This is a genomic window from Bowmanella dokdonensis (assembly GCF_017254865.1).
GTDB lineage: Bacteria > Pseudomonadota > Gammaproteobacteria > Enterobacterales > Alteromonadaceae > Bowmanella > Bowmanella dokdonensis.
Map to the genome: position 1 here is coordinate 357,439 of NZ_JAFKCV010000002.1, position 18,453 is coordinate 375,891.

At 53.9% G+C, this 18,453-nt stretch carries 15 protein-coding genes; 4 read left to right on the forward strand and 11 right to left on the reverse strand.

Annotated elements, in window-relative coordinates:
* The first annotated feature begins 7 nt into the window (after window positions 1-7).
* Window positions 8-238, forward strand: coding sequence for a YejL family protein (locus tag J0A66_RS04835; RefSeq protein ID WP_206572653.1), 231 nt, complete (start codon window positions 8-10; stop codon window positions 236-238).
* Window positions 239-249: 11 nt separating this feature from the next.
* Entirely contained in the window at window positions 250-1,788 is a 1,539-nt protein-coding gene (locus J0A66_RS04840) for a DUF3413 domain-containing protein (protein WP_206572654.1), read from the forward strand.
* Here J0A66_RS04840 and gmhB read toward each other — a convergent pair.
* The 6 genes from gmhB to J0A66_RS04870 form a co-directional block, all read right to left on the reverse strand.
* The gene (gene gmhB / locus J0A66_RS04845; protein WP_206572655.1) at window positions 1,779-2,318 is read right to left on the reverse strand and encodes a D-glycero-beta-D-manno-heptose 1,7-bisphosphate 7-phosphatase; all 540 of its coding nucleotides are present in this window, start codon (window positions 2,316-2,318) and stop codon (window positions 1,779-1,781) included. The genes J0A66_RS04840 and gmhB overlap by 10 nt on opposite strands.
* Window positions 2,319-2,404: 86 nt before the next feature.
* Window positions 2,405-3,157, reverse strand: coding sequence for an SDR family oxidoreductase (locus J0A66_RS04850; protein WP_206572656.1), 753 nt, complete (start codon window positions 3,155-3,157; stop codon window positions 2,405-2,407).
* Window positions 3,158-3,230: 73 nt separating this feature from the next.
* A complete protein-coding gene (mmsB, locus tag J0A66_RS04855; protein ID WP_206572657.1) occupies window positions 3,231-4,124 on the reverse strand; it encodes a 3-hydroxyisobutyrate dehydrogenase in 894 nt (297 codons plus the stop codon).
* 27 nt (window positions 4,125-4,151) lie between these two features.
* The gene (locus tag J0A66_RS04860; protein ID WP_206572658.1) at window positions 4,152-5,282 is read right to left on the reverse strand and encodes an enoyl-CoA hydratase/isomerase family protein; all 1,131 of its coding nucleotides are present in this window, start codon (window positions 5,280-5,282) and stop codon (window positions 4,152-4,154) included.
* Window positions 5,283-5,292: 10 nt separating this feature from the next.
* Window positions 5,293-6,450: an acyl-CoA dehydrogenase family protein gene (locus tag J0A66_RS04865; RefSeq protein WP_206572659.1), complete on the reverse strand. Its 1,158-nt coding sequence runs from the start codon at window positions 6,448-6,450 to the stop codon at window positions 5,293-5,295.
* Between the two features lie 124 nt (window positions 6,451-6,574).
* Entirely contained in the window at window positions 6,575-8,065 is a 1,491-nt protein-coding gene (locus tag J0A66_RS04870; protein ID WP_206572660.1) for a CoA-acylating methylmalonate-semialdehyde dehydrogenase, read from the reverse strand.
* Between the two features lie 278 nt (window positions 8,066-8,343).
* Between J0A66_RS04870 and J0A66_RS04875 the strand changes: the two genes are divergently transcribed.
* Window positions 8,344-9,957 carry a response regulator gene (locus tag J0A66_RS04875; RefSeq protein ID WP_206572661.1) on the forward strand — a complete coding sequence of 538 codons (1,614 nt, stop codon included), beginning with the start codon at window positions 8,344-8,346 and terminating at the stop codon, window positions 9,955-9,957.
* Between the two features lie 86 nt (window positions 9,958-10,043).
* Window positions 10,044-10,844, forward strand: a complete 801-nt coding sequence (locus J0A66_RS04880; RefSeq protein WP_206572662.1) for an acyl-CoA thioesterase — start codon at window positions 10,044-10,046, stop codon at window positions 10,842-10,844.
* A gap of 1 nt (window position 10,845) precedes the next feature.
* On the opposite strand, the gene J0A66_RS04885 is transcribed toward J0A66_RS04880, so the two are convergent.
* The 5 genes from J0A66_RS04885 to J0A66_RS04905 form a co-directional block, all read right to left on the reverse strand.
* Window positions 10,846-13,086 carry a patatin-like phospholipase family protein gene (locus J0A66_RS04885; RefSeq protein WP_206572663.1) on the reverse strand — a complete coding sequence of 747 codons (2,241 nt, stop codon included), beginning with the start codon at window positions 13,084-13,086 and terminating at the stop codon, window positions 10,846-10,848.
* Window positions 13,087-13,153: 67 nt separating this feature from the next.
* A complete protein-coding gene (locus tag J0A66_RS04890) occupies window positions 13,154-14,203 on the reverse strand; it encodes a CNNM domain-containing protein (protein ID WP_206572664.1) in 1,050 nt (349 codons plus the stop codon).
* Window positions 14,204-14,306: 103 nt separating this feature from the next.
* The gene (locus tag J0A66_RS04895; RefSeq protein ID WP_241264018.1) at window positions 14,307-16,355 is read right to left on the reverse strand and encodes a S9 family peptidase; all 2,049 of its coding nucleotides are present in this window, start codon (window positions 16,353-16,355) and stop codon (window positions 14,307-14,309) included.
* A 257-nt stretch (window positions 16,356-16,612) separates the two neighbouring features.
* Window positions 16,613-17,059, reverse strand: a complete 447-nt coding sequence (yfbV, locus tag J0A66_RS04900) for a terminus macrodomain insulation protein YfbV (protein WP_206572666.1) — start codon at window positions 17,057-17,059, stop codon at window positions 16,613-16,615.
* Window positions 17,060-17,185: 126 nt separating this feature from the next.
* Window positions 17,186-18,286, reverse strand: coding sequence for a GNAT family N-acetyltransferase/peptidase C39 family protein (locus J0A66_RS04905; protein ID WP_206572667.1), 1,101 nt, complete (start codon window positions 18,284-18,286; stop codon window positions 17,186-17,188).
* Between the last annotated feature and the right edge of the window lie 167 nt (window positions 18,287-18,453).

The window sequence follows — 18,453 nt, forward strand, 5'->3', positions numbered from 1 at the left end:
TGAAGACATGCCACAAAAGTCCAAATATTCAGACGAACAGTTCAACCAACTCACCCATGACCTGATAAGCGTACTGGAGAAGCACCAGGCCGATCGGGATCTGTCCCTGATGGCGCTGGGTAATCTGATTACCAACCTGTTCAATCATCAGGTGGCGCCGGCCAATCGCCTGGCAATGGCCGAGCAATTCACCACTATATTGCTCAAAAGCATCAACAGCCCAAAACAACAGCATTAGAAAAACGACGTATGATACTTGGTGATACCCCCAGAAGGCAACGTGTGACCAAACTGGTCAGTTGGGGCCATTGGTTTGCCCTTTGCAATATCCTGGTTGCCATCGTGATTGCCTCCATTTACGTATTCAATTCCCGTATGCCGGAAACGGCGCTGGGATTGCTCTACCTGTTTACCAACTGGTTCAGCCATATCGCCTTTTTGACCTTTATGGGCTTTATCCTGTTGATCCTGCCCCTGTGCTACCTGGTGCCCAACGTCAAGATGGTCAAAGGGATCAGTTCGGTAGTGGCAGCCGTGAGTCTGGCCCTGCTGGCTTTCGATGCCTTGCTGTACAATAAGCACGGCCTGCATCTGAGCCTGGGGTCGGCGGAAGTTATCCGCAATGAAACCCGCAGCGCCATGGCCAATTTCAGTTGGCAACAGTGGAGCTTCCTCGGCCTGCTGTTCCTGGTCTGGCTGTCTTTCCAATTGATGATGGCCAATGCCCTGTGGAAACGCCTGGAGCGCTTCCAGAAGCAAAAAGTCGGCTTACCTATCCTGAGCTTCTTCGTGCTCAGTTTTATCAGCAGTCATGGCAGCCATATCTGGGCAGATGCCAACCTTTATCAGCCCATTATCAAGCAGGACGATATGTTCCCTTTGTCTTATCCGGCTACCGCCAAAACCCTGATGTCCAAGTACGGCCTGCTGGATATCCAGAGCTATCAGCGGCGCAAAGAGTTACAACTGGACAGCCAGTTCAGGGCCGCCAACTATCCGGCCGCACCGGTTTACTGCGGCATTAACGAAAGTACCAGCCTGGTGTTGCTCATCGGTCTTGAGGCCAAACAGCTCGGCCATCTGGGGTCAGCCCTGGGCCTGAAGGCTCATCCCCGCCATTTCGATATTGCCGCCGATCAGCAGGATGGTAAATTTTCGATTCTGTACGGCCTGCCATCTTTGTACCAGAGTGCGCTGGAAGACCGCCGCCCTGTGCCGCTGGATCTGGCCCAAAAGCTTGGCCTGCCCACTTTGCTCTACTCAGCACAGCCACTCTCATCTGGCGTACGGAATTTGCAGGTTGAATGGTCGGAATTCACCCAGGTCCTGAGTCAGCCAGGCCCCAAACTGGCTATCGGCTTTGTCACCGAAGAGCAGATGAATCTGCTGCTGGCGGGCAATCTGCACCGCAACAGCCAATTGATATTAACGCAGATGCGCCCCAATCAGCGGGTAGGGTTGTATAGCAATATTTCACAGTCCCTGTCAGCGGCCGTATCCAGCCATGAGGATCTGCTGCCGACCCTGATGGGCGTGCTGGGCTGCAGTGCCCCGCCACAGAACTACAGTACCGGGCAATCGCTGTTGGATATTCAGCGTAGCTGGCTGATCAGTAACAGTAACGGCAAGCTTATATTGCTGGATGAACAGCGTCGCGTTGAAGTGGATTCACAGGGCAACTATAAGGTTTACGATCTGATCAGTGGCGATGAACTGGCCGAGGAACTGAATATGAGCCGCCTCAGCCAGGGGGTCAAACACCTGAGTCGATTTGCCGCTCAACCCTGAAGCCGGTTGGCAAGTTGTGACAAGGACGAGATGGCGATGCTTCCTTTTGGCACCTCGCATCCCTTTTTGTGAACAAGAAAATAGCGGGTCGGCACCCCTGCCCGCTCCGCCGCCTGCATATCGGACACTTTGTCCCCTACCATTACGGACCACGAGAGCTCAATATTCAGTTCACTTGCCGCTTGAAGCAGCATACCAGGGGCCGGTTTACGACAATCACAGTCTTTTAGGTAGCCGTTCCTGGCTGAACTTGGGTGGTGTGGACAGAAATACACTCCGGCCAGCGGTGCTCCTTCTTCCTCAAATTGCAGTTTCATCCAGTCAGTCAGCCGGGCGAATTGTTCCTCGTCATAATAACCCCGGCCAATACCCGACTGATTGGTGACCACGACCAACAAGTAACCCGCCTGGTGGTACGCCCGGCAAAGGTTAAAGATGCCGTCCACAAATTCAAATTGCTCAGGCCTGCTGACATAGCCGTGATCCAGGTTTATGACCCCGTCCCGGTCGAGAAATAATGCCTTATTCATTTACAGCTGTACCAGTAAAGACAGGAAGGACAAGGAGAATATCAGATTTCCCCCTGGCCGGGTGCCCTGTGCAGCACTGAGCCTTGTCAGACCCGGGTGCCACCATCGATTTCCAGCACCCTGCCGGTAAAATAGTCGTTTTCAAAGATAAACCTAGCTGCATGGGCGATTTCCGCTGGGTCGGCGAGGCGACGCAGGGGAACAGTGCTGAGGAATCGCTCTCGCATTTCAGGGCGCATCTGCGCGGCCATCGCGGTTTCCACAAGCCCGGGTGCAATACAACCGGTACGGATGCCGAACCTGGCCAGTTCCTTGGCCCAGGTGACTGTTAAGGAGGATACTGCCGCCTTGGAGGCCGAGTAGTTGCTCTGCCCTGCATTACCGGCCCTGGATACCGACGCCAGGTTGATAATCACCCCTTCACTGCCGGTCTGCACCATTTGACTGGCCGCCTCACGGCCACAGAGGAAGGAGCCGGTGAGGTTCACATCAAGCACCGAACGGAACTGCTCCAGGGACATCTTATCCACCACCTTACCCTCCTTGACCTTGAGCAGCATGCCGTCACGCATAATGCCGGCGCTGTTGATCAGACCATGCAAGGCGCCAAACTGCTCGGCAATCCGGGCAAAAGTTTGCTCGACACCGGCTTCATCCGTCACATCCAGCACGAAACCACTGGCTTTTCCTCCAAGGTTCTGGACGGCTTGGTTCACGCCCTCTTCCTGGCGATCCAATACGGCGACCCTGGCACCCGCCTCAACAAATAACTGGGCCATGGCGAAACCCAGCCCCTGGGCCGCGCCGGTAATGGCAATGACTTTATCTTCTAGCTGCATAATCTTTCCGTCTTCCTAATTCGTCATCTGTGGCGCATCAGTGGTTCACCTGCCACTGGTTTGTCGTCACTTCTTATTGCTTGTCATTCTTCACAAACATCTCAAAGATGCTGGAAAAGTCCTGCTTCCCGTAACCCTTAAGGCTATGGATGGCATACAGACTCTGAGCCATGGATCCCATGGGGGTGGAAGAGTGGCTCTTCAGGGCGGTCTCAAGGGCCAGCCCCAGATCCTTACGCATCAGATCCACCATAAAGCCGCCCTGATAGCCGTTGCTGGAGGGCACAGACTCCATTACCCCCGGACAGGGATTGTATTTCTGCAATGTCCAGTTGCAGCCGGAGCTTTGCAGCATGATTTCGGACAACACTTTAGGATCAAGACCATTATCGATGCCCAGCTTCAGCGCTTCACTGGTGCCGGCCATCAGTACCGAGAGCAGCATATTGTTGCAGATCTTGGCGATCTGGCCGGCGCCATGCTCCCCGGCATGGAAAATATTCTTGCCCATTGCCTCCAGTACCGGCCTGGCGTGGGCAAACTGACTGTCGCTTCCCCCCACAATAAAGGTCAGGGTGCCGGCTTTAGCTCCGGCCACCCCGCCTGACACCGGCGCGTCAACAAACTCGATGTTCTTTTCTGCCAGCCCCCTGCCCACCTGCCTGGCACTGTCGGCATCGATGGTGCTGGAGTCAATGACCAGGCTGTTGGCATTCAATACATCCCTCAAGCCATACTCGCCCAGATAGAGTTCGCGGACATGTTTTCCGGCCGGCAGCATGGACACCACAACTTCAGCATCTTTTGCCGCAACGGCTGCAGAGGCGGCTGCCTTGGCACCTTCGCCCTCCAGGCTGTCCATATTGGCCCGGACCAGATCGAACACTGTTACCTGATGACCCGCCTTGAGCAGATTGGCGGCCATGGGTCCGCCCATATTACCTAAACCGATAAATGCGATTTGCATAAACCTCTCCTTATAATTCTTTTAGGGTTACAGCCCGGCCAGCGGATGTTCACCTGCCTGCCAAGGGGAACTGAAGAAATGCGTGATCACCTCCCGGGGCACCGATTGTACGGTCGGATACTTCCATCTGGGCTGACCGTCTTTGTCAATCAGTAACGCTCTGACCCCCTCCTGGAACTCGCCCATTTCACCGCATCGACAGGACAGTATCAGTTCCATACGGAAGCAGTCTTCCAGACCGAGGGGCTTACCGCGCTTAAGTTGTTCCCAGACCAGGTGCATGGTGATGGGTGAGCCGGCTTTCAGGGTCTGCACCGCCCGGTTCAGCCATTTGTCCTCACCCGCTTGCAGGGTCAGAATGGCCTCCACCACCTGTTCAATACTGTCTTTGTCGGTAAGAGAGTCGATCAGAGCCCGGTGTGACTTGATATTGCCCATCGGCAGCTTGTGCTGGCTGTCACGCTGGAACTGCGCACATAACTGAGCAAGCTTTTCATGGTTAAGGCTCTGGGTGGCACCCCATTTGATTTTCTGCATCTGATCGAGAAAGTCGTTCTTGAGATCATGGCTGATAAAATGGTCGGCCAGCTTCACATACAGGGCGTCAGACGCATTCAAACTGGCTCCCGTCAGCCCCAGAAACAGTCCGCAACCACCCGGCATACGGTTGAGGAACCAGCTTCCCCCCACATCAGGGTACAGGCCAATGCTGATTTCCGGCATGGCGATACGGGAGGTTTCAGTGACAATACGATGACTGGCGCCACTCATCAGTCCCAATCCCCCGCCCATCACTATGCCATGGCCCCACACCAGCAGGGGCTTATTGAAAGTATGGATCTGATGATCCAACCGGTATTCCTCGCTGAAAAATGCTTTCAGCAATGCCGGTGTCTCGCCTGGATTATCCTGCATGGCATTATGCATGGCGACCACATCCCCGCCGGCACAAAACGCTTTATCTTCGGCCCCATCCAGCACCACAGCCACGATGTTTTCATCCGCCTGCCAGGCTTGCAGCCTGGGTGCCAGCAGGCGAATCATGGACAGGTTAAGGGCATTAAGCGCTTTGGGCTTATTCAGCGTGGCATGACCGATACGCTTGCCATTACCGGCATCCAGTTCTTCGAAAATCACCAGTTCGGCATGTTGTTCCATTGAATCCCTCCTAGAGAATGTCTCCGGCACCGTCTGCCAGCAAACGCCGGGCAATGATCAGACGCATGATTTCATTGGTGCCTTCCAGTATTTGGTGTACCCGCACATCCCGCACATGACGCTCCAGCGGATATTCGCTGATATAGCCATAACCGCCGTGGATTTGCAGGGCTTCATCACAGACCCTGAAGCCCACATCTGTGGCAAAGCGTTTTGCCATGGCGCAATAGGCGGTTTTTTCCGGGTCGTTGTTGTCGAGCTTAAACGCGGCCAGCCGCACCATCTGACGGGCGGCAACCAAATCCGTATTCATATCGGCCAGCTTGAACTGCAATGCCTGGAAAGCCGCCAACGGCTTACCAAACTGCTGGCGTTCATGCATGTAGGCTTTGGCTGTATTCAGTGCTTGTTGCGCCGTGCCAATAGAGCAGGTCGCGATATTAATGCGACCTCCATCCAACCCCTGCATGGCAAACTTGAAGCCCTGACCTTCCTCTCCAAGCAGGTTTTCCCGTGGCACCCTGACATTTTCAAAGGTGACCAGTCGGGTCGGCTGGGCATTCCAGCCCATCTTTTCTTCCGCCTTGCCATAGATAATGCCCTCGGCATCCGCCGGGATCACCAGGGCCGAGATGCCCTTGGGGCCCTCTTCACCGGTACGTACCATGACCACCAAAACCTCGGTCTCACCTGCACCGGAGATAAACATCTTAGAGCCGTTGACCAGATAATGGTCGCCGTCTTTTCTGGCTGTGGTACGCAGGGCTGCTGCATCCGATCCCGAACCGGGTTCCGTCAGGCAGTAAGAGGCCAGCTTCTGGCCCGTGACCAGGGATTCGCACCACTGCTGCCGGATGGTTTGGGTACCCCAGGTGGCAATCATCCAGCCGGCCATATTGTGGATGGTCATCATCGCCGTAGTGGCGGTGCAGCCCATGGACAATTGTTCGAAAATAATAGAGGAGTCGAGTCGTGACAGACCCAGGCCACCAGCTTCTTCTGGAGTGTAGAGGCCGCAGAAGCCAAGCTCACCGGCCTTTTGAATCACTTCCTTGGGAAAATAATGCTCTTTGTCCCATTTGGCGGCATGAGGCGCCAGTTCCTGTTCAGCGAACTGGCGGGCCGTCTCGGCAAAGGCCAGTTGATCATCGGTAAGATTAAAATTCACTTGGTAGTACCTTTTGTATTTGTTTGATTCCGTTGCGCTTCAGCAACCAGACAAATTCAATACAGGGGGCCAGACGACTATCAGGGCTCAGCCTGACCCCTGATAGCTGTTTCCTGACCACTGTTCAGCGCAGGCTGATAGTCATATTGGGACCATGGGGGATATCGTCCTCAAACCAGCGACTGGTAATAGTCTTGGTTTCGGTGTAGAAACGCACCGCCTGCTTACCGTAGGCGTGCAAATCACCATAGAAGGAATTCTTCCAGCCAGTGAAAGAGAAGAACGGCAGTGGTACCGGAATAGGCACGTTAATACCCACCTGACCGACTTCGATTTCATGCTGGTACTTACGTGCCGCCGCACCGCTGGCAGTGAAGATACTGGTACCGTTGCCATAGGGATTGCGGTTGACCAGGGCGATGGCGTCTTCCAGTTCATCCACGGCCATACAGCACAGCACCGGTCCGAAGATCTCTTCCTTGTAGATGCTCATTTCTTCGCTCACCTCACTGAAGACAGTGGGTCCGACCCAGTTGCCGGATTCATGTCCGGGCAGAGTGAAACCTGAGCCATCCACCAGACAGTTGGCCCCTTCAGCCTTGCCCTGTTCAATCATGGACAACACCCGATCCCTGGCCCTGGGGCTGATCAGGGGGCCGAAACCGGCCTGTTTGTCGTTCCACAGGCCGGGACGCACCTTGCCGATCATGTCGGCCAGCTCTGGGATCCAGTCTTTGGCTTCACCGACAAACACCGCCACTGAAATGGCCATACAACGCTGGCCGGCCGCGCCGACTGAAGCGCCCACCAGGTTGTTCAGCACCTGAGCCTTATTGGCATCCGGCATGATGACCGAGTGGTTCTTGGCGCCGGCAAAACACTGGGCGCGCTTCATGTTGTCCGTGGCAGTCTTGTAGATGTGCTGCCCCACCGGCACAGAGCCGACGAAAGACACCGCCTTGATATCAGGATGATGCAGCAGATGATCGACCTGTTGGGCACCGCCGTGGACCACGTTCAGCAAGCCTTTGGGGGCTCCGGCTTCCAGGAACAACTCGGCCAGACGGGTTGGGGTCATGGGGTCTTGTTCTGACGGCTTGAGAACAAAGGTATTGCCGGCGGCAATGGCAAGGGGGAACATCCACAGGGGAATCATGGCCGGGAAGTTAAAGGGTGTAATACCAGCGCACACGCCCAAAGGCTGGGTATAACTATAGGTATCGATACCCCGGGCGACGTTTTCCACCGTTTCACCCATCAGCAGTGACGGTATATTCATGGCCTGCTCAACCACTTCTATGCCACGCCATACATCACCCTTGGCGTCATCGAAGGTTTTACCGGTTTCCTGACTGAGAACTTCGGCAATTTCGTCATGGTGCTGCTTGAGCAGCGCCTGGTAGCGCATCATCAGCCTGGCGCGTTCGGAAACCGGCACATTACGCCAGGTGGCAAAGGCTTCCTTGGCACTGGCAACGGCCGCGTCCATTTCACTGGTACTGGCATATGGCACCTGGGCGATGACCTGATTGTCAGCCGGATTGGTCACATCAAGCATGTGCTGCGACTTGGACGCAACAAACTCACCATTGATAAGCAAAGGAATCTGTTTCATTTAACACCCATAGGTTGCTGGGCCTCACTCGAAGGCCTGTTAACAAAGTGTGAGCTACATTAGCAGAATTTTTACCTTAACGTTAACGTAAAGACGTAAAAACTTGGCACTTCACTGACAACTTCCAGTTACAAGATTAGACAAGCGTTGACGTGACTCCAGCTTGCCGCAGCCTTGCTGCCACAGCCGGTATGCTAGTGCTTGATTAACTTGGATTTTCTATCCGGACCGGGAATTGGTTGCTATGATGAGATTGACACAGTTGGGGAGTGTTCAGATTGGAATCCGGCAAGATCAATATCGCAATAGTGGAAGACAATGGCGTCGCCCGCCTGAATCTGCGTAATCATCTGCTGGAAATGGGCTTTTCAGACGTCGGTTGTTACAGCCATGGACGTGAACTCAAGCCGGTACTGCGGCAACGGCACTTTGACCTGATCCTGATGGATTTTCATCTTGGCCTGCATAAAAACGGCGTCGAAGTGGTTAACGAATTACAAAAGGAAGGCCTGCTCAAACCCTCCACCAGTGTCGTTTTTGTCACCTCCGACAGGATGCCGATGATAGTCGGTCAGATAGTCGATGTGCATCCGGATGCCCTGGTGCTGAAACCCTACACCATCAAAAATCTGGAGCGCACCCTTAGCGGCTGCATCCGGCTGAATCAGTACTTGCGCCCGGTACTTAAACTGATGGATCAGGACCAATACCAGCAAGCTCTGGACAGGCTGAATGTCATGCTGGAGAACAATCCCAATCCTAAAATTCACACCAGCATGATTAAACTGAAGGCCAGGCTGTTGATTAAACTCAGTCGCTTTAAAGAGGCTGCACGGATCTACGAACAGATTCTGGAAGGTTCGGATAAGGTCATCTGGGCACGTTGGGGATTGATTCAGTGCACCAATCTGGCCGGGGAGACCGAAAAAAGCGAGGAGATGCTGGAGAGCATGCTGGGCACCCATCTGACCAACGACAAGGCCTGCGAATGGCTGACCCGTATCAACATCGACAAAGAAGATTACGACAAGGCCGAGCTGTATATCGACAAGATCAAGGATGGAGAGCTGTCCCTCTCCGCAGCGCGACTCAAGGCCCACCTGTATCAGGCTCAGGATCGTATGGACGATGCCATCGCCCTGCTGGAAAAGAAACGGGAATCCAACCGTAACATCCGCGAAAAGTTCATCGAGATCTCGTTGGATCTGGCCCGTTGCTACCTGACTCTGGCTGAGAGTAAACCGGAAAACGAACGCCCCAAGCAATTGCAGGTCGCCCGCTTTCTGATCGGCAGTGCTGGTCGCAACTTGCACGGTCAGGAAATGGATATCAAACGCAATGTGCTGACGGCCCTGGCTGCCCTGATGGAGGGAGACACCGAGAAGGCCAGGGAACTGCTCAGTGCTGAAGGGGGACGGGATGCAGAACAGATGGATATTGCCACCCCGTCTGACGCCGTTAATGCCTGGCATGGATTGGGTGAACAGGCCACTGCATCTGAACTGTTGCATGAACTGGAGCAGCGACTGAAAGGCCTGCCGGACGAAAATGAGAAAACCGTCTCAAATCTGATGATGCACAAGAACCAGACCGCACTGGGTGACAAGAAGAGCCGGGCCCTGACCTTCAATAAGCAGGGGCTGGAATTTTACGTCAAAGATGAATTCGCTCAGGCCATCGATCTCTTTTACCAGGCGTATCTGTTGTTTCCCGCCGAGGCCGCTTTCAGCGTGAATCTGCTGCAAAGTATGGTGGAAGCCGGTCAGGCTGAGCATAAGAAGGCGTCCATCGAATCCCTGCTGAATGAACTGTCGGGGCAGAACTTGTCCAAAGCCAATGCCGAACGTGTGACGGATATCCGGGAAAAAATCCGGAAACAGAAACTGATCTGAGCGGCAAACTCCAACTATCCCTAGCTTTACCCATGTCATCGGACCAGTTATGCTATGGGCTGCTTTTTATCAGGGAGAGCCTTCGCATGCATATCGATCAGCTTTTGCATCTGGCCAGACAGAGTCAGCTAAACGGAGAACCCCTCAGCGTTCCGGATAACTGGGCCCAGGGCCGCACGCTGTTCGGCGGGGTCTCGGCTGCGCTGCTTTACGAAGCCGTCCGCCAGCATGTGAAACCGGACAGCCGTTTGCGCTCCATCACCACCAATTTCGTCGGCCCGCTGGCACCGGACCAGCCTTTTAATATTCAGGTGGAAGTCTTGCGCGAGGGCAAGAATGTCACCCAGGTGGTAGCCAGAGCGGTTCAGGATTCACAGGTGGCCGTGTTCTGTCAGGCCTGTTTCGGCATGGATCGGGAATCAAAAATCCAGGTGAGCAATCAGGACTTCCACCAGATGCCGTTACCGAAAAAAGCCAAGTTTATTCCGCAGATTCCCAAGGTAACACCCAAATTCCTGAGGCATATGGATTTGGCACTCATCGAAGGCGGACTGCCCTTCACCGGCAAGAAAACCAGTTCCACCTATGGCTGGATGCGTTTCACTGAGGCACCCGAGACAATCACGGATGCCCACTTGATTGCGTTAATCGATGCCTGGCCACCGACCATCCTGCAAATGCTGCGGTGGCCGTCGCCAGCCAGCACCATGAGCTGGAACCTGGAATTCGTCCATCCTCATGCGCCTGTTGCGCCCGACGACTGGTTTGCCTATCAGGCAGACACCCGCCAGGCAGCAGACGGCTATTGCCACAGCGAGGCGAATATTTGGGATGCCCGGGGGGAGTTGGTGGCCATCAGCCGGCAGATCATCACCGTCTTCGGTTGACTTATCCGTCCTCAGAATCAGTCCGCCGCTTTGCGGCAACGCCTGGGCTTCCACCATCGATGAGCGCCGTCATCGCTTGTTGTACATATGCAAGGCCCTCCTGATACCCGGCTTCGATAATCCGATCCGCCTGCTTGAAGTCCAGCATGCCCACATTGTGAATATGCGGCTGGATAAAATAATCGACAATTTCCCGGTTAGTGCGCTGGCGCTGGGTACTGGCCAACAAGGAGGAACGCAACAGGGTGTGCAGAATCGAGGGAACTTTGGGTTGTGGGCGACCAAAGAGTTTGTTCATCAGCAGTTGCCATGGGGACGGCACCTGCTGCAACTGGGTCAGATATTCCTCGTCGGGTGTCACATCAATGGCCACGATGGGACCTTCATTTCGCTGGCGCATCAGATCGCAGGGCAGATTATTGAACAGGGCGCCGTCGACCAGATAGTGGCCCTCGTCTATAACAGGTGCAATTACACCGGGGATGGACACGCTGGCCCGAGCACTTCGCCATAGTGGCCCGGAAAAGTGATCCCGCTCCTCGGCGATGCTCATGTCAGAGGAGACACAAAAAAACGGCAGCGGCAAATCTTCAATCCGCACATCGCCAAATCCTTCGTGCAACAGATTGTCCAGCCGCTGACTACGGGACAGCGAAATCATCGGCAGGGTATAGTCCCCAAGCGGATTCACACTGACGAAGAACCGTCTGACAGCCTCCCTGATACGTCGGCTTTCCCAGCCCATGGCTATCCAGCCGCCTATGATGGAACCCATACTGGTGCCACCCACCCAGTCCACTTCAATGCCGGCTTCTTCGAAGGCCTGCAGAATACCCACCTGGGCGAATCCTCTGGCCCCTCCCCCGCCCAACACCAGGCCCAAGGCTTTGTTGGTCAGATAGCGGCCTAGCCGCTTCATCGATCTGGCCGAGTCTTGTTGCAGATGGAAATGTTGTTCAGGACAAAAGGCCGTCAGCCAGCCGGCGGTATGCTGAATCCTGTCCAGATCATGCTGAATCAGTACCAGTTTGAGCGTCTGTTTCTGCCAGGAGAACATGGGCCGGAAATAATCCAGTTTGTGCAACAGGTCCGCAGGAGAGCCGCTGGCATTCACCATCAGCCAGACTTCATCGGAGCGTTCCAGGCAGAACTTGGTCCAGGGGCTGAGGCTGTCATCGGAGAAGTAGATATTGGTACCAAACTGCTGTTCGAGACTGTCAAGAAAATTGATCAGCCTGGTGTGGGGCAGTTCACTGAATACCTCCTTGCCGAAACGCTGGCTGACCATAGTCTCCGTGACGAAACTGTCTTCAGTGGCAAACAGCTCTTTTTGCAACTTATCGGCATGTTCCTCGGCCAGCGGATCGCAAATCATCACCAGCCTGTTCACTGGTTTGGCCTGATCCCTGGTCCGCGCACTCTGCTTTTTGATTCGGCTGACCAGGCTGCTGACAATGTAGGTACTCAGCCAGGGATATTTGACCGAGAGTCGGTCGAAGTGCGTTCTGTCAAGGCCAATCAGATCACAGGTCCTGGTTGCCACCAGCTTGGTGGAACGAGCCTGGTTGCTGAATAATGACATTTCGCCAAAAGGCTCCCCGTGAAAGATCTCCCCGACCCGGCTCAGGCTCTCAGCCTCACCGGCATAGACATCAATTTTACCGCTGAGCAGAAAGTACATGACCTGAGCGTTATCACCCTGTTCAAACAGAGTTTGATTCTCTTCCAGATGCTCAAATTCGGCACTGGCGATTAGGTCATCGAGAAACTCAACCGATACATTTGGATAGCTACGTCTGAACGTTTTAACCAGCAGTTCTACTGCGTGCATTCGTTTGAGCATCAGCTCAAATTGCTGCCGGAAGGACAACGACTCAGCCTCCTGGGCCGGTATCTCAGCCCAGGCAATTTTCTCGAACCGGCAAGGCTCCAAGCACTGGACGGCGAACCTGTAAGGTTCGGTCGTCTCGGATGGTATTTGACCAACCCATTCCCCCATCCCCAGTTCGCCGACCCTGACTTTGACATCCTGCACCCAAAGCTGAATTTCTGCCTTACCGTGCAACAAGCGGTAACAATACAGATTCAAACCGGTTTGATTAAAGAGATAACTGTCTTTGGCACACTGAATTGCCTGGCTGGTTTCCTTGACCAGGCTCAAATGGGCAGGTGGCTTGTCCGATATCACGACGCTGGCTTCTCTTACAGAGCTGATCTCTGCCTGACTAGTTCTGCCAGGCACGATCGACTTCAGACTGGATGCTGTCCCAAGTATAGGAAGAAAAAGACTATTTCCCAGTCAAGGTGGCTTAATCGTTTTTACGGATCAGCATGGCTGTTTCCCGGCGCCTGCTCATCATCTGGGCCAGCTTTTTCATACTGATGGTTTTATCCTTTTCATCCACTATCTCCATACCCAAGAGCGTTTCCAGCAGATCTTCCAGGGTAAGAATCCCTTCAAGGCCGCCGTACTCATCCACCACCAGCAACATATGAGCGCGATTGTTCAGAAAATAATCGAAGGTCTCGGACAGAGGCATGCTGCTGAGCATGGTCACCATGTCCTTGCGATATTCCCGCAGTTCCCGCTGGCCGTTACCCCTGGCCTGGGCTAGCAACAGGTCAGCCTTGAGTACAAAGCCGGATACTTTTTCAGGTTCATCTTCATAGACCGGAATACGTGAGAAAGACACATCGTCATGTTTATGAAAAAACGTCTCCACCGTCATGGTCTCAGGCAGGGAGAACACCACCGTACGGTGGGTCATGGCATCTTTGATGCTCAAACTGTGCAGCGTGAGAAGATTCTGCAATATGTGGGCTTCCCGCATGGCCAGTTGCCCTTCATCCATGGATAATTCCGCCATGGCCAGCAGCTCGGCCCTGTTCAGCCCTTTCAGGGGGCTGTCCTCAGCAAAATGGCGGGTCAACCAGTTGGACATCTTGACGAAGGGGTACATGAAAATAATCAGGTACTTGAGCAAGTAAGATACCCCGGGGGCCAGTTGCCGCCAGAAGGTTGCGCCCAGCGTCTTGGGAATAATTTCAGAAAACACCAGGATCAGAAGCGTCAGGACCGCAGAGGCGATCCCCAGATAAGCGTCACCGAAGACCACAGCGGCCTGAGCGCCGGCCCCTGCGGCACCAAAGGTATGGGCAAAAGTATTCAGGGTCAGAATGGCAGACAGGGGGCGGTTGATATCACTGGTTTGTTGTCGGAGCAACTTGCCACTGTGCCGCCCTTCCCCTTCCAGTACGGAAATATACGCCGAAGAGACACTCAGTATCACCGCCTCTGCCACCGAGCAGAGGAAAGAAAAGCCCAGCGCTATCAATATGTAAACCAGCAGCAGTAACATTTGCCTGTATTCCTTCCAGTACCCATTCTGCAGAACAATGGGGTGAGCTTAGCCAATAAAAAAGGGCCATTTGGCCCCTTTTTAACATAGTCTGAGCAAAAAACTATTGCTCCTTGGCGTTATCCTGAGGATTTCGATACTTTTCAAACCACCAGAGAATATATTCCACCTTGCTCATCAGGTTGCTGGGACGCTTGTAGATACCATGAGGGGCATCAGGAATCCGCACCATAGCCGTCTCCACCTGCTGCAGTTTGAGCGCCTGGTAGAACTGCTCGGTTTCAGAGATGGGTGTGCGGTAATCCGCCTCGCCGGTCAGCAGCATGGTGGGGGTTTTGACATTGCCCACATAGCTGATGGGAGAGCGCTTGAGATACAGCTCCGGATTTTCCCAGGGTTTGCTGGCGAACCAGTATTTGTTGAAATATGGATAAAAATCCGAAGTCAGCACAAAGCTATACCAGTTTATTACCGGTTTGGCCACGACTGCAGCTTTGAACCTGTCCGTATGGCCGACAATCCAGGCGGTCAGCACACCGCCGCCGGAACCGCCGGTAACAAACAATTCATCCTCTTTGATAAACCCCATATCGATGACTTTATCCACCCCTGACATCAGGTCATCATAGTCCTGGCTGGGATAATTCAGATGGATGGTCTGGGCAAACTCCTTACCATAACTGGAGCTGCCCCTGGGATTGGTATAGAGCACCACATAGCCGGCCGCCGCAAACAGTTGCACTTCGGCAGAAAAATGCGGTCCATAGGCCGTCACCGGACCGCCGTGGATTTCCAGCAAAAGGGGGTATTTCTTGGACTTGTCAAAGCCCGGCGGGTAGGCGATCCACCCCTGGATGTCCCTGCCGTCGGCGGATGACTTGTACCAGATCTCTTCTATCCTGGCCAATTGCTTGTGGCCAAGTGCATCGTCGTTCAGGCGGGTCAAAGGCTCGGTTTTGCCTTTTGCCACCACCGCCACATCGGCTGGGCGCTGGGGATTGGAATAGGTAAAGACCAGGGTTCCGTCCTCCGCCACATCAAACTCGCTGCCCGTATAGGGTCGGCCGTAAGACTGTCCGCCCAATGCGTCGGTGAGTATCTTGCGTTTACCGTCCAGCGGCTGATACGCCACCAGGGTTTTACCCTGATCGTCATACTGGATATAGAGGCCCTTGCCTTTGGCATCCCATTCAATATCGTCAACACTGCGATCCAGATCAGCGGTCAGCACACGGACATCACCGGACTGCAGGTTCATCAGGTGCACCCGGGCATTTTCATAGTTGGTACCCTGGTCGTCAAATCCCAGATAGGCCAATAACTTACCATCAGGAGACACCGCAGGTTGACTGTCAGGCCCCACACGGTCGGTCATTGCGGTGATCTTCCCCGAGGCAAGATCCAACCGGTAGATTTCCGAATTGAGCGGCTCCATCTCATGCTCTGCATGCCGGTTGGCAGAAAAATACAACGCTTTGCCGTCTTTGCTGAAGCTCAGCGCCCCACCATGATCGAATCCATCGAACGTCAGTTGTCGGGGCGTGCCCCCTTCACTGCTGAGCACAAAAAGCTGCTGGTTGCCCGGCTCAGCATAGCCTCCCCCATCAGCGCGATAATACAGCTCATCGATGTAAATAGCCGGCTCCGCCCATTTAGCACCTTCAGGCTTGCCTTTCAGGTTTACCGGGGTGTTGGGCTTGTCTTTGACAAACATGCTGAATGCCAGATATTGGCCATCAGGAGACCAGGTCAGGCCCCCTGGGGTGGACGTCAGGTGGGTCATCTGCCCCCCTACCCCTTTGTCCAGCCATTGCATATGGATCTGGGCACTTCCCGACTGGGTCGATACATAAGCCAGGCGTTTGTTGTCCGGCGACAGGGCCAGGCTGAAATCCTGATGTTGGCCGCTGGTGACAGGAGTGAGTTGTCCCTGCCTGTCGACTTTCCAGATATTACCCAGTTTCTTGTCCTGCTGGATATCCATAAAGTGGCGGATAAAATAAACCGATTTCCCATCATCACTGATATTCAAGTCGGCAGCATATTCAAGGTCAAACACGTCCTGGCTCTGCAGTCGGTCTTGGGGAGCCTCGGCCAGCACAGGCGTCGTGGCAATTAGCAAGGTAGTGGCAAAATATCTTATTGTTTTCAATTTACTTTCCTGTTTGTCACAGTGTTTAAAAGCAACCTGAGCGCCATTGTTACACCGGGACCCGGCCCTGTCATCTGAGATTCGTCCCATATCTGGAAGCTTTATCTCATCTGCATAGGGGAAGACTGCCCGAAGCTCTGGCGGGCACCTTCAGAATGTTTGCCGCAAAGGCTGGGAAGGAGTGAAGCTGACATGGCAGCGGCTTGGGGCATGGCCTCCTCAGGCGGAGCCTGATTCCAGTGAACGTCTTTGGGTGCCTAAAATAACTGGCGGGTGAAGACCCGATCCAGTTCGTCAAACGCGGTGCGCAGCAATACCGCCAGTTCTTTATACCTTGGTCTGGATTGGGGAGTCTGAAGCTGGCAGCCCTGCTGTCGCATTTTTAGGTGAATGTCCCTATACCAGTGAAGAAGCGTTGGAGGAAGGGCCTGGTTGGCCCTGTGGCCGAGCCATAACAGCCCCTGCATAGGCAGGCTGAGGAAAAATGCTGCCAACGCGATGGCCTGAGGCAACACTTCCATCCCAAACACACTGATGTGCAAAAAGGCAACCAGGACCGCCAGCGGCGGCATGGACTTAAGGGAAAAACGCGTGGCTGCAATCACCCGGCATTCCGGAAATAGCGAATACAACTCCGGCTGCATGGGCCATTGCTGCATGTAGGTTTGCCCTTCTTTGAAGAGTCCGGGGATGGAGTGGGCCATAACTGCCTCGCTGCTAACCTCTGTCTGCTTAACTATACCAACAAATATCGAATAATCACTGTTACTGGTCTGTTTGGATGTCGAAACCGGCCGATGCTATGCCTGAAGCGGGGCCAGCATCAGAGACTACTGGCGGTAAATCACCAGGGTACTGGTCATCCGCTCCCGTCCGAATGAGGCCATCTTAATAAACTCCTGGCGGCTGACCGGAACGTCCTTGAAATCCATTTCGGTTTGCCAGCTTTCGATATCCCGCTCCGGGTCGGTGATCGATACACAATCCTGATCGGCTCCGGCCACCAAGACCCAGTGGGGTGCCTTGTCACGCGTCAGCCGCCACATACTGATCAGACTGACCAGCACCGCTCCTTTTGCCAGGTACTCATCCAGTTGGGACAAACTCAGGGGTTGGTAGCGAATATCCACATCCGTTTGCTCAAGTTGCTTAACGAAGTGATGGTGCACCTGTTCAATCACCACTTTTTTCTGCGGATCCCGCACACTGTTGATAAAAGGGACAGAGGTCTGATTGACGTACAAATGCGCCTTGAAGCCTCGACGCCATGCACTCAATGCCAGCCCGAAACCACTGCAACCGCCATGGCCTGAGGTCATGAAAATCGTCGTCGCCTCACGCCAGATCTGGATTTCTTCTTCGATACTCATCTCATAATCCGGGTCGACCTTGTGCATCGCCATCATCAGGCTGGCCGGACCACAGGTAAAATCTGTGGTTTGCTGATACCTCTGGGTCGGCACCTTGCCAAGCTTGGTGGGACTGAGGGTTTTTTCCATCTGCAGGGCATCCCCTCCGTCTTCATAGTAACCTTCGACCGTGCCGATAGACCGGTATCTGAGTTTTTTGTACAAACTGATGGCCGGCTCATTGTCCACTCTGACTTCCAGGCGCATGAAAATACAGAGTTGTTCGGCTGCAAGTCTCTCCACTTCGCCGAGTAACTGGCGGGCCACTCCGCGACCACGAAACTCGTCTGACACGGCAATGGAATAGAGTCTGGCCAGTTGTGTACCACTGCGATACAAAACCAGGGCGTACCCTGCCAACCGCTCATCTTCATGGGCAACCACCATTGTACAATGGGCCTTGCGAATAAAGTGCGAGAAGCTCCGCCTGGAGATCCGGTCGGTCGTGAAGCTGGCCTTTTCCAGGGTTGTTAACTGCGGAATATCGGCGGTCGTGGCGTTACGAAGGATCAAACTATGCAACTACTTAGTTTCATTTAAGAAGGGTCGAGTTAGTGTATACCAAAGGATAAAAGTTCCAAACGTAAATACCGGGCGAATGAATCGTTTAAATCTATTATTCTGAATAAATAATTAGTGTATTTTAGCCTCCTTTACAATATTGAGGCATAGATTCAAGGGTGCCTTGT